Genomic DNA, 16,659 nt, shown 5'->3' with positions numbered 1-16,659 from the left:
GATGTACTTACTCCTTTTAAAATTTTAGATGTGCATATTGAGAAAGTTTGTTTGGAAAATGTTTTTGTTATATAAGATTTAGTCAGATAATTCTGTTATAAGGGGTAGATATTTTATTTGAAATTTCATATAATATAATTAAATCTAAAAAGAACGGAGTGATGTATTATGGCGAGTGTTTATAAAATGTATGCGGTTAATACAAATAAGGAAGGAACGGGCGAGGCTTTTTAAAGAATCGTTTTATCCTTCCGCAGAAAATGCTAGGGAGGATTCGAGAGTGAATCGTAATTATTTAATGGAATTTGGATGGGATACACATTTTGAAGATCAATTATCGGAGCAATATGAAGTAGGACGGGTTTTATTAGAGCATAAACATACGTATCGGATTATATGCGAAGATGGTGAATATGTAGCTGAGTTAACAGGGAAATTTCGTTTTGAAGCAATTGAGAAGGGGAATTATCCTGCAGTAGGTGATTGGGTAAGTATAACGAAATTGCCAGAAGAAAAGAAAGCAATGATTCATACAGTGCTTCCAAGAAAAAGTTCTTTCTCTAGAAAAGTAGCTGGAGAGAAAACAGTGGAACAAATTGTAGCAGCAAATGTGGATTATCTCTTTTTAGTTAATGCGTTAAATGCTGATTTTAATGTAAGGCGCATTGAGCGTTATTTATTGTTAGCATATGAGAGCGGAGCGATGCCTGTCGTTATTTTAACAAAGAGTGATTTATGTACAAATGTAGAGGAAAAAATAATGGAGACAGAGGCAGTTGCAATTGGAGTACCTATTTTTGCAGTTGATAGTTTGCAGCAAACAGGGATAGACCGATTGAAACAATTTTTACACCTAGGAAAAACGGTTGCGCTTATTGGCTCTTCGGGAGCAGGGAAATCCACGTTACTGAATGCTTTAATGGAAAACGAAGTGGCTAAAACAGGTGAAATTCGTGAGAGTGATAGTAAAGGAAAGCATACGACAACACATCGAGAATTGTTCCAATTACCATCGGGTGCACTTGTAATTGATACACCGGGAATGAGAGAGCTTCAGCTTTGGGAAGGGAGCGGTGCAATGCACGCAACTTTTTCTGATATTGAAGAAATTGCTCAAAAATGTCGCTTTCGAGATTGTCAACATGAAAATGAGCCTGGTTGTGCAATTCGTGCTGCGATTGATGAGGGAACATTGGAGAAAGCTCGATTGTTCAATTATAAAAAATTACAAAAAGAAATTGCTTATGCAATGAGAAAGCAGGATGCTCTTTTGGCCCGTGCAGAGCGAAATAAGTGGAAGAGCATAACAAAACAAATAAAGAAGAAAAAGTAAAAGAAAACTCCAAGGCATATACGCTTTTGGAGTTTTTTTATGTATTTGTAATTTATATTAGAACATTAAAATGTAACATTTTGTATATAGACAAAGATAATTTGGTTATATAGAATTTGTAATATAGTGATTTAAAAATGTCGTACATTTAACGAATTCATATTCTTCTTTACTGTATATACTTTTAAAATATCATCTTCGATAGAACATAAAGGGGTGGGCTGTATGTCAAAGTTGTCTAAATTATTTCTGCAAATGAATGTAGGAAAAAAACTTCTACTTTCATTTTTTGTCATTTTAATCTCTGCTGTGTCTGTAATTGGTACTATGTCTTATCAAAATACAAAAAAGAATTTTGATAGTCAAATTACAAGTAGTGCAAGTCAAAATATTAAAGTACTAGATAGTTTAATTAATCAAATGATTAATGCAAAGTATAATGATGTTACCCATTTTTCTAAAGTGATTCAGCGTAATATGTATGAGACTGAAAATGGAGAAAGTATTAGGAGAATATTTACAGAGTATGCAAGTTTACATCCTGAGATCATATACACGTATGTAGGATTTGATAATGGGGCATATATTCAAGAACCAAACGAACAAATACCGGCAGATTTTAATCCAAAAGAGCGTCCTTGGTACATAGATGCAATGAAGCAAAACGGTGGCATTGTGATAACACCCCCATATAAAGACGAAATTACTGAAGAAGTTGTTGTGACAATCTCGAAAAAATTAGATGATGGCAGTGGCGTTATCGCTATTGATTTAAAGCTTGATAGCTTATTAAAAACAACAAAAATGATTAATATTGGTAAAGAAGGATATGCATTTATTTTAGATCAAAATCAAAATATTGTAGCTCATCCACAAGAGAAGTCAGGCACAAAAGCACCTAATGTTTGGGCGAAACCAATGTATCAAGAAAATCATGGAACGTTCACATATTCATATGGAGATTCAGATAAGAAAATGGTCTTTGCAACGAATGCGAAAACGGGCTGGAAAGTTGGCGGTACGATGTACGTGAATGAAGTCACTACTGCGGCGGCGCCTATCTTTTACAATACGTTAATCGTTGCAGCGATTGCCCTTTTATTAGGTGGAGTGATTATATACTTTATTACGCTTTCCATTACAAAACCTTTAAAACAGTTAGTAGTCTCTTCTCATAAAATTAGTGAAGGCGATTTAACAGAAACCATTGAAATTCGTTCAAACGATGAAATTGGTCAGCTAGGAAAAAGCTACAATGAAATGGCTGGGTCACTGCGTGAGTTGATTTCAAGAATTAACTCTTCAGCAGGTCACGTAGCCGCTGCATCAGTAGAATTAACGGCAAGTGTGAGACAAGCAAGTGAAGCGACTGAACAAATTACAATGGCAATTGATCAAGTGTCAAGAGGTGCAGCAACACAAACAAAAGGTGTTGAACAAGGCGCAATGTTACTTCATGAAGTAACAGAAGGAATTCAACGTGTGACAGATACTTCATCTGTTATTGCAACTTCATCTGCATATACACGTCAAAAAGCGGAAGATGGCGATCAACTTGTTGCACAAACGGTAAGTCAAATGCAGTCAATTCATCAGTCAGTTGCAGAATCTGATGCGATCATCCAATTGCTAGATAATAAATCGAAGAAAATTGGCGATATATTAGAGGTAATTCAAAATATTGCAGATCAAACGAATTTATTAGCATTAAATGCTGCAATTGAAGCGGCAAGAGCAGGAGAACATGGCAGAGGCTTTGCCATCGTTGCGGAAGAAGTTCGTAAATTAGCAGAACAATCAAGCGCATCTTCAAATGAGATTGGAAAGTTAATTACAGAAATTCAAGAGGATATGAGTAAAACAGTTAGTTCTATGAATCACGTAAATACAGAAGTGCAATCAGGCCTTGTTATTGCCGATGAAACAAAGCAAAGCTTTACTGAAATACTTCAATCTACAAGTGAGATTGCAAAACAAATTGAAAACCTAGTTCAGACAGCAAAGCAAATGTCTAAAGGGGCGGATGAAGTATCAGTTTCAGTTGGTGAAATCGCAATAACAGCGAATAACAATGCATCTAGTACACAAAATGTAGCTGCATCCGCTGAAGAACAACTGGCATCTATAGAAGAAATTAGTTCAGCTACAGGAACATTATCACAAATGGCTGAAGAGCTACAATTATTAATTGAAAGATTTAAAGTATAATGTAAAAGTGCGTGGATTAAAATTCACGCACTTTTAGTTTATGGCTTGAAAATACTTCGATCACAACGATTTAATGTATTATTTTTAAAAAGATAGATATTAAAAAGAAAGAAGAAAGGCTGCTATTTTTATAAGATCGTATGCTGATCTGTATGATTCAATTACATTTAAAATTATTTTTAGCAATTGAAATGAGAATAATAATTGAAATTATGTGAAGATTACGTGAAATATTATCTGTTACTAATGAATGTTTTCTGCTATTTGTAATCAGTAAGAGCTTCGTTCTTCAAGATTTTGAGGATTTGAAAGAAATAAAGGGGATAACAGATAGCGTTTGCCCGATGAAATTTTAAGTATAGCAATTGATTGTATATAGAATTAAATCTGTATTTATGTGAAAATTTTATAATGGTTATATTTATATATAGACAAATAACGATTAATTGTATAGAATCTACAAATAATGAGTCAGAAAATGCTGTATATTCAACTGATTCATATTTTTAAAAATTATTATGTTGGATGGCACATAAAGGAGGAGCTATATGTCAAAGTTGTTTAGACCATTCCACAATATGAATGTAGGAAAAAAACTGTTGCTTTCATTTTTTGTTATTTTAATTTCTGCTGTGTCTGTAATTGGCACTATGTCTTACCAAAATGCAAAGAAGAATTTTGATAGTCAAATTACAAGTAGTGCAAGTGAAAATATTAAAGTGTTAGATAGTTTAATTAATCAAATGATTGATGCAAAGTATAATGATGCTACACATTTTTCTAAAGTCATTCAGCGCAATATGCATGAAACTGAAAACGGAGAAAGCGTTAGGAAAATGGTTTCACAGTATGTAAGTTTACATCCTGAAGTAATCCAATTGTATGTAGGAACCGATAATGGAACATTTATTCAAGAGCCCAACGTACAAATGCCGGCAGGTTATAATCCGAAAGAACGTCCTTGGTACATAGATGCGATGAAGGAAAATGGAGGTGTTGTGATATCAAGCCCATATAAAGACAAAACTACCGGGGATATTGTTGTTACAGTTTCAAAAAAATTAGATGATGGCAGTGGTGTTATTGGTATTGATTTAAAGCTTGAAAACTTATTAAAAACAACAAAAATGATTAATATCGGGAAAAAGGGATATGCATTTATTTTAGATCAAAGTCAAAATGTTGTAGCACATCCACAAGAGAAACCGGGGACCAAAGCGCCTGATGTTTGGGCAAAACCAATGTACCAAGAAAACCATGGAACATTCTCGTATACAAATGGTGGTTCAGATAAGAAAATGGTCTTTGCGACAAATGCGAAAACGAGCTGGAAAATTGGCGGTACGATGTACACGAATGAAGTCACTACAGCGGCAGAGCCCATCTTTCACAATACGTTAATCGTTGCAGTGATTGCCCTTCTTTTAGGGGGAGTGATTATTTACTTTATCACGCTTTCCATTACGAAACCTTTAAAACAGTTGGTTGTTTCTTCTCATAAAATTAGTGAAGGTGATTTAACAGAAACCATTGAAATCCGTTCAAATGATGAAATTGGTCAACTTGGAAAAGGGTTCAACGAAATGGCAGGTTCATTGCGTGAGTTGATTTCAAGAATTAACTCTTCAGCAGGGCATGTAGCTGCTGCATCAGAAGAATTAACAGCAAGCGTGAGACAAGCGAGTGAAGCGACTGAGCAAATTACGGTGGCAATTGATGAAGTATCAAGTAGTGCAGAAACACAAACAAAAGGTGTTGAACAAGGGGCAATCTTGCTTCAAGAAGTGACAGAAGGAATTCAACGTGTGACAGATACTTCATCTTCTATCGCATCATCATCTGCATATACACGTCAAAAAGCAGAGGATGGTGATAAACTCGTTGCGCAAACGGTAAATCAAATGCAATCGATTCATCAGTCAGTTGCAGAATCTGATGCAATCATCCAATTGTTAGATAATAAGTCAAAGCAAATTGGTGATATATTAGAAGTGATTCAAAATATTGCAGATCAAACGAACTTATTGGCGTTGAACGCTGCAATTGAAGCGGCAAGAGCAGGAGAACATGGCAGAGGCTTTGCCATCGTTGCAGATGAAGTACGTAAATTAGCAGAACAATCAAGCTCATCTTCAAATGAGATTGGAAAGTTAATTACAGAAATTCAAGAGGATATGAGTAAAACAGTTAGTTCCATGAATCACGTAAATACAGAAGTGCAATCAGGTCTCGTTATTGCCAATGAAACAAAGCAAAGCTTTACTGAAATTCTTCAATCGACAAGTGAAATTGCAAAACAAATTGATAGTTTAGTTCAGACAGCAAAACAGATGTCAAAAGGCGCATATGAAGTATCAGTCTCAGTTGGTGAAATCGCAATAACAGCCAATAACAATGCATCTAGTACACAAAGTGTAGCAGCATCGGCTGAAGAACAATTAGCATCTATAGAAGAAATTAGTTCAGCAAGTGGAACGTTATCACAAATGGCTGAAGAGTTACAAGTATTAATTGAAAGATTTAAAGTATAAAAGAAAAGCGTGTGAATCAAATGGTTCACACGCTTTTCTTTTTTGTTACGCAATTAAAGAATAAGAGGTAATATTTCGTTTTGAGCGGGGGAATACAGTTGTTATAGTCGTTTATGGTACAATAAATGTACTTAGGGTATATTGAGCAAGAGGTAAGAGAGGAGTTATTTGTATGCTACACGAAGAGATTAGAGCATTTTTTCAAGTTCTTCCACAAGAAGACGGAACACGAGGCTGGAAGTACTTTATTCAAGAAGAAAAAGGTACCTATTTAATAACAAACACAATTTCATTAACAGGTACAAGTATAGAATTATTTTTTAATGAAGACGATGAGATTCGTCTTGTTTTATATAAAGATGGTCAGGCGATTACAACGATTCAACGTATTTCTGTTCAAAAGCTCGATATTATAGAAGAAGAGGAAAGCCTTCAATTTGTGCTAGATCGTATGCCAAGCCGTATGATTCGATTACAGTTAAAACCGTTTCTTGCAGTTGAAATGGGACTGTATTGGGAAGTGTGTGAAGATTGTGAGTAGAAACATCCTGTTATTAACGGATGTTTTTTTATTTTGCTATTGTTAATAAGAGATTTCTTCAATTCATTATAAAATAAAGGAGGAGTCTTAATTATGGGAATAATCATTTTATACAAAATAAATCTTTTTGTCTATATATCTTAAAATAATATTATCTATATATAGACAAAATGCGATTATTTATATAGAATTTACAAAGTATGATTCGGAAAGTATTGTACTTTTCATTGGTTCATATTCTTTCTTTGTTTTTTTCTTTATTGTATACACTTTTTTAATATCATCTTGGATCGAACATAAAGGAGGAGCTGTATGTTAAAAGTGTCTAAAATATTTCAGAATATGAATGTAGGAAAAAAACTACTACTTTCATTTTTTGTTATTTTAATTTCTACTGTGTCTGTAATTGGTACTCTGTCTTATCAAACTGCAAAGAAGAACTTTGATAGCCAAATTACAAGTAGTGCAAGTGAAAATATTGAAGTGTTAGACAGTTTAATTAATCAAATGCTTGATGCAAAGTATAATGATGTTACACATTTTTCTAAAGTCATTCAGCGCAATATGCATGAGACTGATAATGGTGAAAGTATTAGGAAGATGTTTGCAGAGTATGCGAGTTTGCATCCTGAAATCATCTATACTTATGTAGGAACTGAAAATGGGTCATTTATACAAGAACCAAACGTACAAATGCCGGCAGATTATAATCCGAAAGAGCGCCCTTGGTATATAGATGCAATGAAACAAAGTGGCGGTATTGTGATAACAAGTCCGTATAAAGCTAAGGCGAGCGATGATATTGTTGTGACAATCTCGAAAAAATTAGATGATGGTAGTGGAGTTATTGGTATAGATTTAAAGCTTGATAGTTTAGTAAAAACAACAAAAATGATTAATATTGGTAAAGAGGGCTATGCATTTATTTTAGATCAAAATCAAAATGTTGTAACGCATCCAAAGGAAAAGCCAGGTACTAAAGCATCAGATTCTTGGGCAAAGCCAATGTATCAAGGAAATCATGGAACGTTCTTGTATACATACGATGGTTCAGATAAGAAAATGACCTTTGCGACAAATGTAAAAACAGGCTGGAAAATTGCAGGTACGATGTACACGAATGAAGTGATAAAAACGGCAGAACCTATCTTTTATACTACGTTGATTATTGCGGTAATTGCTCTTATTATAGGTGGAGTAATCATTTACTTTATTACGCTTTCCATTACCAAACCTTTAAAACAACTGGTTGTTTCTTCTCATAAGATTAGTGAAGGTGACTTAACAGAAATAATTGAAATCCGTTCAAATGATGAAATTGGTCAACTTGGAAAAGGTTTCAACAAAATGGTTGGGTCGTTGCGCGAATTGATTTCAAGAATTAATTCGTCAGCAGGGCATGTAGCTGCTGCATCAGAAGAATTAACAGCAAGCGTGAGACAAGCGAGTGAGGCGACTGAGCAAATAACAATGGCAATCGATCAAGTGTCAAGTGGTGCAGTTACACAAACAAAAGGTGTTGAACAAGGCGCAATCTTGCTTCAAGAAGTAACAGAAGGGATTCAAAGTGTGGCAGATACTTCATCTGTTATTGCAACTTCCTCTGCGTATACACGTCAAAAAGCAGAAAATGGCGATCAACTTGTTGAACAAACGGTAAGTCAAATGCAGTCAATTCATCAGTCAGTTGCAGAATCTGATCAGATTATTAAATTATTAGATAATAAGTCAAAGCAAATTGGCGATATATTAGAAGTCATTCAAAATATTGCAGATCAAACAAATTTATTAGCGTTGAATGCTGCAATTGAAGCAGCAAGGGCAGGAGAACATGGCAGAGGTTTTGCCATCGTTGCGGAAGAAGTACGTAAATTAGCAGAACAATCAAGCTCATCTTCAAATGAGATTGGAAAGTTAATTACAGAAATTCAAGAGGATATGAGTAAAACAGTTAGTTCCATGAATCATGTGAATACAGAAGTGCAGTCAGGTCTCGTTATTGCCAATGAAACAAAGCAAAGCTTTACTGAAATTCTTCAATCGACAAGTGAAATTGCAAAACAAATTGATAGTTTAGTTCAGACAGCAAAACAAATGTCTAAAGGCGCAGATAAAGTATCAGTTTCAGTTGGTGAAATCGCAATAACAGCGAATAACAATGCATCTAGTACACAAAGTGTAGCAGCATCGGCTGAAGAACAATTGGCATCTATAGAAGAAATTAGTTCAGCAAGTGGAACGTTATCACAAATGGCTGAAGAGTTACAAGTATTAATTGAACGATTTAAGGTGTAATGAAAAAAGCACGTGAATAAGATGATTCACGTGCTTTTGTTTTAGTTTGATAAAGATCCAATTCGTTTCATTAATTCTTAGTGAGAGATAAGGAGTTTTACTTTATGTTTTATTCTGTTGTTTGAATGCAATAATTGGAAGGAGGATTAAGCTAATCCATCCAATCATAGGGTATAACATATGAAGTAATTCACTATAACCGATATAACTAAAACAATAACTAATAAGTAAGATGAAATAAATAATGATGTTACTTCTCCAGCCGGTGATAGATTGAAGTTGTTTAGTCATACCAAATATGTTACCGACAAGTGTTGTAAATACTTCTCCAAAAATAATTAATACAAAAAAGAAATGAAAAGTGGCATTGAAACGACGTACAACTTCTGCCATTGGGATATTATATTGATAAAATTGTTCGACAGATAAAATGGCGAAGTGACTACATAATAAAATTAAACAGAGACCAGCTCCACCTAACATACCACCCCATTTAATGGCTTTCTGGTCCTTAACTTCACTTGCTAATGGTACAAGTACACTTTGAGCGAGGGAGAGGTTGAGTGCAACATATGTAATGGGACTAGTAACCCATTTGATATTCCAATTTTCAGAAGGTGTCATGTTGAAAAAAGAAGATATATCATGAAAAAGTGTTGTAATAGATAGCCCCACGATGAAAGTCATCATAATTGGTACGACGAGTGAATTGACTTCAAATACCCCTTGTAATCCTCGGCTGCCAATTATAATACAAGCGAGTATCGTTATAAAGATTCCAAGTTGTCTTGGGAGACGAAGTTGCTCTTCAAATACCGCTCCGGCTCCGGAAAGCATGACGCTTGTCACGCCAAATAATACGAGAAGTAATAAAATATTGACAACGTTCCCAAAGACATCACCAAATAAATATTTGTTAAATTCTTGAGCAGAAAATGCTTTAATTTGTGAAGAAAGTAGCATCATTTTTGTACCTAGCCAAATAAAGAAAATACCGCTTACTAAAATGCCGATTGTTCCATATGTTCCGTGAATTGTAAAGAACTCAACGATTTCTCTTCCAGTTGCAAATCCAGCTCCAACGACAGTCCCTATATAAGTAGCAGCAATTTTTTTAGCTACTTTCCATTGCTGATTATCCATGTAATCCCTCTTTCTTATGTTATGAGCTGATTTATTTATTACCTAGACTTTGAGAATAAGGTGAGATAAAGTGAAACTTTAATTAGTGGGGGGGCTTAATCCCCACTGATTAAAAGCCCTCACCAATCGGGCTTTTGCGGGCAATTTATCTCCCGCCTAACTTCTTTGCTTTCACTGAATTTTGAGGTGGGAGTATTACTGCCCGTTAATGCGGGATAAAGTAAAACATTCATCAGTCATCTCTTACATTTTGAGATAAAGAAGTTTCACTACTTACTGAAAACTGTACTTAATTTCATACATATGAATGAGTTTGGACAAACATACGATAAAGTGATAATTTCATATAATTTTTTACAATGTAAGACTAGTGAATAGGCTTATCGGTAAATTCCAGGTGTGTTTTTTCATTATTCATATTTATCTTGTAATTTATGGTATAATGAAGGAAAAGGGGGGCGGAGAAGATGTTTCGCTTTTTTAAAAAAGGCAAGGAAGAAAGAGAGATTACGAAAGATGAATTAGAGCTTGCTATGGCAAAATTTCTTGAAGCGAATGCTAATGTTGTATATACAGTATTAGTAAATGATGACTACACGGTTAATTATGACTTGTTAAAACCTTATTTACCTGCTTTTCCTACGAATACATTTATTATTACAAAGGAGACACTTGAAGTCTTTGAAAATACACAGGAAAATCTTGCGTTTGTTAAAGAAATTGATGATGTACAACGTGCTGTAGATCAATATGTAACGGAGAAGGAAGTTTTTCCGATCGTTGAAGGAAATGATAATCGCCTTATTTGTTCAATCAAGTTAGGTCCATACTTAAAAAGAGGATTAGAACGAAATTTATATGTATCAGAGAAACATTATTTAGTGACAAGTAAACCTGATAAAATAAGTACAACCACTGTGCAATAAAGAAACAACAATGAAGTATTGTTGTTTCTTTATTGTAAGCATCATGCGGAAGGTGTAGAGAAGAGGAAACTTCATGATTCTAAAAAACTGGGATTTAAATTTAAAGATTCGTCTAGTAGGAGAATGGCTCTTCGGACTTTTCTTTTGGATGCTTCTTCCGTTTATGGCGATATATTTTGCGGAAGAACTAGGGAAAACAACGGCTGGAATATTACTTGTATTGTCGCAAGTATTATCTGTTTTTGCCAATTTAGTAGGCGGCTATTTAGCGGATACTTATGGCCGTAAGCGCATGATGGTGATTGCTACATTTGTACAAAGTGCTGCCTTTGTACTATTTGCTTTTGCCAATTCACCATGGTTGCAATCACCGCTCTTAACATTTGCAGCTTTTTCTCTAATTGGTATTATGGGTTCTTTATATTATCCAGCGAGTGCAGCAATGGTTGCAGATTTAGTACCCGAAGAGCAGCAAAGTAAAGTATTTGCGGTTTTTTATACAATGATAAATATTAATGTTGTGTTGGGACCGATTTTAGGAGCGTTTTTCTTTTTTTCATATCGTTTTGAATTGTTACTGGCGAGCGTTATTATTAATTTTATATTAGCCTTTGTATTACTTAAGTTTATAAAAGAGACGTTACCAGAGAATATAACAAAAGTAGAAAAGCAAAGCGGATGGCTTACTGTTATGAATGAACAGATAAAGAATTATCGGATTATTTTTCAAGATGGTGTCTTTCTGTTGTTCATTGTTGCAGGTATTCTTGTTGCTCAAACTTTTACCCAGCTTGATCTACTGTTAGCCGTATACATAAAAGAAAATGTACCTACGCAAGAGTTTTTTAATCTGATGATAAATGGTGAGAAATTGTTTAGTTGGATTATTGCGGAAAATGGATTTTTGGTTGCTTTATTTACTGTCTATGTAACGAGATTAGCAAATTACTTTTCTGAGCGAACGGTCTTTTTGTTGTCATCTCTTACATACGGAATAGCGATGGTAATTTTTCCACACACTGTATCAGTCTGGGGCCTTATTTTTGCTATGCTCATTTTCACGTTCGGAGAGTTATTAGTTGTTGGAATTCAAAATAGTTTCGTTTCTAAATTAGCACCTGAACATATGCGAGGACAATATTTTGCGGCGGCAACACTTCGTTGGTCTGTCGGCCGAACAATTGCGCCAATTGCGATTCCTTTAACAGCGTGGATAGGTTATCGATACACATTTTACATCATTGCAGTACTTGCGTTTTTAAGTGCATTTTTATATTTTGTGATGTTCCAATTGTTACAAGGCAAAAACGTTCATGCGAAAAAAGTGATGAATGAGTAAGGCGAGTAATTATGAAAATAAGTATAAATGATAAATGTCCTCTTTCTGTGAGAGGGCATTTATCATTTATACTATATCTCGTTTGTTATCTGAAAGGAATTATATGTTCAGTTACTAAAAGTATGTATTTTTTATCAAGAGGTTCCGTATCTGAGTAGGAACTTAAACTTCGGGTTAACTCCCGTTATCAGCAATTGGATAGCTACTAAGGGCCGCAAAAGAATTTGCTAATTTTTTTGCGAAATTTAATGGCGGCTCTACGGATTGAACATGAATATACATAATTAATGGATTCATATATAACCAATGATTATGCAAGGCACTAACAATAATTCCTTGTTGTGTGATGGATCGTATAAATGAGGGGATTTCTTCTTGCAAAACAGCAATTTCAGCTAAATTTAAAGCATTACCATTTTGATCCAAAGATTCAAATCCTACTCCCACAGGTATTACGGACATACTCGGTTTTCCTTGAACGAGTACCTTGATATTACGATGGAAAGATACCGAGCAAGAACTGTGATTGATTTTACTTTTCCCTTTCAGAATTGTAGCAAATTGTTCGCAAAGAAAGTTAAAATTGTTCATAAATGTATCCCCCTCTATTAAATGGAATGGGAATTTCTACAAAAAATAAAGGTATTACTATATTTGCTAGCCGCTGTTTTGTTCTTCACCTTTTTTCTAATTAACACTCCAAAATTAGAATGTTTTTATCACTATATGCATAAATTGTCTGTTTTAGAATTGGGAAAAAGAATGATACATACATTGGAATTCATAAAGAAAAGTTAATGTATAAGATCCATTCGCACTTATTTTGCTTTTATATAGTTATATGTTATTCGAAGGTCAACAGTTGGAAAAGATAAAGCTATATGATAATGAGGACATAAAAAGCATAGAACAGGGCAGGGGTAATAGTGATATCTATGATAAATCAGATTCTGTAATTATCTATATGGTAAATATAGGAGTGGATAACTGTAACATATTAAAAATGTATGTAAGATTATTCTGTGTACAAGGGAGTTTTTATGAAAAAAACGGGTAAACAAAAAAAAGGGTTACTAAAAGGATTAATACTTATTACCAAAATAGCTTTAGCTTCAGGAGTATCATGGGAAATAGCAAAAATGTTAGGATCAAAGCACCCTTATTTGGCACCATTAACTGTTATTCTTTCTATGCAAGAAACTGTCCAGCATTCTGCCGTATATGCTTTTTACAGAATTATCGGTACGATTTTTGGAATTACTGTTTCTGTTTCTATTATCAGTCATTTAGAAGTGAGCGGATGGACGATAGGATTATTACTGTTAGGCGGAATGGTGCTTCCGGTTATATTTAGGGTGCATAAAACAATCATACATCAAGTGGCTTTAACCATTTTACTAGTGTTTGTCTTTGTACATAAAACGAATTATTATGTGTCAGATCGAATTAGAGATACGATCATCGGTGCGCTTATCGCCATTATTATTCATATGGTGATTTTTCCACCTAATTATGTGAAAGAAGCTCGTTTAACGTTGAATCAATTTGGTTTCCATCTTGTACAGTTGTTTGAACAGACAGCTATTTGGGTGAATACGAACTGTGACCTTGTTACAGAACAACATTTAAGAAAGAATATAACAATCCTACTTCAGGAACTACATCAAGTGCAAAAAGATTTTAAGATGGCAGAAAAAAGTTTGAAATTAAATCCATTTACGAAAAATAAAAAACAAGTTTTAAAACAAAACGAACAACTTCTCACACAGTTAAAGACAGGATATATTTATATTTCAAGTATATTAAACACATTCAGTGATTGGTCCCAAACAGAGTTTATTTCAAAAGCTGATCAACAACAATGGACTATTCAATTGCAAATGTTGGGGAAATACATAGAAAAGCAACTCAATGGGAGTTCAGAGAATCATCCAAACTCTAAGGGCTTTCATTTTAGTTTAGACTTATTGGATTTATCTTCTATTTCTGTACAAGTCAATATTTCACCAGAAATAGAACCCTATAGATATCAATTAAGTTTGTATAATGATACGCTTAAATTAATTCAGGAGTTAAAAAAGGATAATAGTAATAACTATATAAATACAAATTAAAAAACGAAATAAAAACCTCTTTCTTTTTAAGGGAGGAAGAGAGCATCTGGCCGTGCATAGATGCGGTAAGTTCCTTTTCCTGCCACTAAAACAAAGGGAGGAAGTAAGTAGCGATCATGTTGTATTCTGCATAGCAGTGACTTATATGTCGGAAAATTCGAATGGACTTATATAGTAGGCTTCATCAAAGATGAGGCCTTTTCCTTTTTTATGCTTTATGTAAAAATATACAAATGTTTGTTTACTCACTATTTGTGGGCAGTAAGATCTGCATAAGGATGTAGAGAGGAATGAAGAAGGAGCTTTCCATCAGTGGGAGAAGAAGAAATACCCAACTGATGGAATTTTTATGCCTTAATAATTTGTGCATCCGTTTTAATGAGAAATTCCTCTTTCAAAATGATTCATTTCAACTAAAGTAAGAATATATTCGTAATTATCAACCATTCTCTTAATTTCATTACGTTCACTTTCTGTTAATTTCACATCTGTTAATTGTTTGCATAGCTGGGATTTTTGATTTTCTAATTGTTTTTTGATCTCATGATAGTTGTAAGAGCGTTTCATATTCCCATCCCCTTTCTTACATTTTCTATCTTCATTTTTATTATACGAACAAATAACAGAAAAAAGTGCAAATCTCTTTGAAGTTTTTATGAAGATTCAGAAAATAAAAGTATGATACCTTCTTTCTTTGAATACAATGCATTGAACTATGAATTTGTGCTGATGAGTAGGGGTGGGGATGATGCGGTTGAGTTTGCAATCCCGTCTTACAACAAATGAGATGGTATCTATTATTAACAATGGCTTATCAAAAACTACAGTACCGAAAAGTATTGTTATTATTGGAGCGGGCATGGCTGGATTAGTGGCTGGATCATTATTAAAGGCTGCTGGCCATCGTGTAAAACTATTAGAAGCAAATAATCGAATTGGTGGGCGTATTTATACGATGAGAATGCCAGAAACAGGCTTATATCTAGATGTTGGAGCCATGCGGATTCCTTATTCACATGAACTAACACTTGCATATAGTAAGAAGTTTGGTTTGAAGCTAAATCCATTTATTAATCGAAATGAAACGGATATTATATATGCAAATGGTCGTAAAACAGCATTGAAACAATATGAGAAAAACCCAAGCATTTTACGCTATCCAGTTGCAGTGAATGAAGAAGGAAAATCATCAGAAGAGTTGTTGATGTTAGCGATACAACCAATTCTTGATTTTATTAAAAGAGATCCAGAAAACAATTGGAGTATTGTAGAGAAAGATTTTGGGCGGTATTCTACAGCAGAGTTTTTAAAGGATTATCCTCATCAATATAAGGTGCCTTTTTCACCAGCTGCTGTAGAAATGATAGGGGTACTTCTTGATTTAGAAGGATTTTTAGAAAGGTCTTTTGTAGAAACATTGCGTTTTATATATATTTTACAACAATCCACAGGGTTTTATGAAATTGAAGGTGGTAACGACGCGTTGCCAAAGTCTTTTTTACCACAATTGAAAGATGATATTATCTTTCAACAAAAATTAATGAAACTAGTGCAGCACGAAAAAGGAGTTACAGCATATTGTCGTAATGAAAAATCATTCGAATATAGCAGTATTACAGGGGATATTGTCATTGTCACCATTCCGTTTACAACAATGAGATTTGTTGTAATAGATCCGTATGATTCTGTTTCTCATGAAAAGTGGAAAGCGATTCGAGAGTTACATTACATGGCTGCGACGAAAATAGGCATTCAATTTAAACGTCGTTTTTGGGAAGAACAAGGTCAACGTGGTGGACGCATCATTACCGATTTGCCTATTCGTTATTCGTATTATCCAAGTTATGGAATAGGTACAAAAGGGCCTGGAATGGTATTGGGGAGTTATACGTGGTCGTATGATTCATTACTTTGGGATGGTTTATCTGAAAGTGATCGTATTTATTATACGTTGCAAAATTTAGGGACAATACTTGGAAATCAAGTGTATGATGAATTTATTTCTGGTTTATCGATGAGCTGGACATTAGATCCGTACGCATTAGGAGGATTTGCAATCTTTCAGGCAACCCAAGAATCAGAATTACAACCTCACATTGTGAAACCAGAAGGGAGAATATATTTTGCAGGTGAACATACTACGTTGTATCATGGGTGGATACAAGGGGCAATTGAATCAGGAATTCGAAGTGCAGCAGAAATTAATCAATTACAGATGTGAAAAGGACA

12 protein-coding genes and 3 pseudogenes are annotated in these 16,659 nt (G+C 34.3%); 12 read left to right on the top strand and 3 right to left on the bottom strand.

The annotated features are described in order from the left end of the window. Positions 1–190 precede the first annotated feature (190 nt). The 8 genes and pseudogenes from rsgA to AB1280_RS08495 all read left to right on the top strand — a co-directional run bounded on the left by rsgA (position 191) and on the right by AB1280_RS08495 (position 8,908). Positions 191–1,333 (top strand): ribosome small subunit-dependent GTPase A, encoded by a 1,143-nt coding sequence (rsgA, locus tag AB1280_RS08530; protein ID WP_429755561.1) that lies wholly within the window; start codon positions 191–193, stop codon positions 1,331–1,333. 225 nt (positions 1,334–1,558) lie between these two features. Then, a pseudogene (locus AB1280_RS08525) lies at positions 1,559–2,602 on the top strand (HAMP domain-containing protein); the annotation flags it as partial. Further along, positions 2,594–3,541 carry a methyl-accepting chemotaxis protein gene (locus AB1280_RS08520; RefSeq protein ID WP_429757312.1) on the top strand — a complete coding sequence of 316 codons (948 nt, stop codon included), beginning with the start codon at positions 2,594–2,596 and terminating at the stop codon, positions 3,539–3,541. The pseudogene AB1280_RS08525 and the gene AB1280_RS08520, both read left to right, overlap by 9 nt. A 548-nt stretch (positions 3,542–4,089) precedes the next feature. Then, positions 4,090–5,133, top strand: a pseudogene (locus tag AB1280_RS08515) (HAMP domain-containing protein); the annotation flags it as partial. Continuing rightward, positions 5,125–6,072 (top strand): methyl-accepting chemotaxis protein, encoded by a 948-nt coding sequence (locus tag AB1280_RS08510; RefSeq protein WP_429757311.1) that lies wholly within the window; start codon positions 5,125–5,127, stop codon positions 6,070–6,072. The pseudogene AB1280_RS08515 and the gene AB1280_RS08510, both read left to right, overlap by 9 nt. A 172-nt stretch (positions 6,073–6,244) precedes the next feature. After that, complete coding sequence (locus tag AB1280_RS08505; RefSeq protein WP_429755560.1) at positions 6,245–6,613, top strand: DUF3979 family protein; 369 nt, start codon at positions 6,245–6,247, stop codon at positions 6,611–6,613. Positions 6,614–6,925: 312 nt separating this feature from the next. Then, positions 6,926–7,969: pseudogene (locus AB1280_RS08500) on the top strand (cache domain-containing protein); the annotation flags it as partial. After that, positions 7,961–8,908 (top strand): methyl-accepting chemotaxis protein, encoded by a 948-nt coding sequence (locus AB1280_RS08495; protein WP_429757310.1) that lies wholly within the window; start codon positions 7,961–7,963, stop codon positions 8,906–8,908. The pseudogene AB1280_RS08500 and the gene AB1280_RS08495, both read left to right, overlap by 9 nt. Before the next feature lie 102 nt (positions 8,909–9,010). Here the strand turns inward: AB1280_RS08495 and AB1280_RS08490 are convergent, their stop codons facing one another. After that, a complete protein-coding gene (locus AB1280_RS08490) occupies positions 9,011–10,051 on the bottom strand; it encodes a YkvI family membrane protein (protein ID WP_272191527.1) in 1,041 nt (346 codons plus the stop codon). A gap of 467 nt (positions 10,052–10,518) precedes the next feature. On the opposite strand from AB1280_RS08490, the gene AB1280_RS08485 reads away from it, so the two are divergent. Further along, complete coding sequence (locus AB1280_RS08485) at positions 10,519–10,977, top strand: DUF3939 domain-containing protein (RefSeq protein WP_272191526.1); 459 nt, start codon at positions 10,519–10,521, stop codon at positions 10,975–10,977. A gap of 73 nt (positions 10,978–11,050) precedes the next feature. Further along, positions 11,051–12,316: an MDR family MFS transporter gene (locus AB1280_RS08480; protein WP_429755559.1), complete on the top strand. Its 1,266-nt coding sequence runs from the start codon at positions 11,051–11,053 to the stop codon at positions 12,314–12,316. Positions 12,317–12,490: 174 nt separating this feature from the next. Here AB1280_RS08480 and AB1280_RS08475 read toward each other — a convergent pair whose 3' ends face one another. Beyond that, the gene (locus AB1280_RS08475; RefSeq protein WP_272191524.1) at positions 12,491–12,907 is read right to left on the bottom strand and encodes a DUF1259 domain-containing protein; all 417 of its coding nucleotides are present in this window, start codon (positions 12,905–12,907) and stop codon (positions 12,491–12,493) included. A 449-nt stretch (positions 12,908–13,356) separates the two neighbouring features. Here AB1280_RS08475 and AB1280_RS08470 point away from each other — a divergent pair, with 449 nt between their 5' ends. Beyond that, positions 13,357–14,430, top strand: coding sequence for an FUSC family protein (locus AB1280_RS08470; protein ID WP_429755558.1), 1,074 nt, complete (start codon positions 13,357–13,359; stop codon positions 14,428–14,430). Between the two features lie 375 nt (positions 14,431–14,805). Here AB1280_RS08470 and AB1280_RS08465 read toward each other — a convergent pair whose 3' ends face one another. Then, a complete protein-coding gene (locus AB1280_RS08465) occupies positions 14,806–14,997 on the bottom strand; it encodes a DUF3896 family protein (protein ID WP_429755557.1) in 192 nt (63 codons plus the stop codon). A 181-nt stretch (positions 14,998–15,178) separates the two neighbouring features. On the opposite strand from AB1280_RS08465, the gene AB1280_RS08460 reads away from it, so the two are divergent. Further along, positions 15,179–16,651, top strand: coding sequence for a flavin monoamine oxidase family protein (locus AB1280_RS08460; protein ID WP_429757309.1), 1,473 nt, complete (start codon positions 15,179–15,181; stop codon positions 16,649–16,651). Positions 16,652–16,659: the final 8 nt, after the last annotated feature.

Source organism: Bacillus sp. S10(2024) (assembly GCF_050473865.1).
Lineage (GTDB): Bacteria > Bacillota > Bacilli > Bacillales > Bacillaceae_G > Bacillus_A.
The sequence above is the reverse complement of the archived record's forward strand: the minus strand, read 5'-3'. Positions and strand labels throughout refer to the sequence as shown.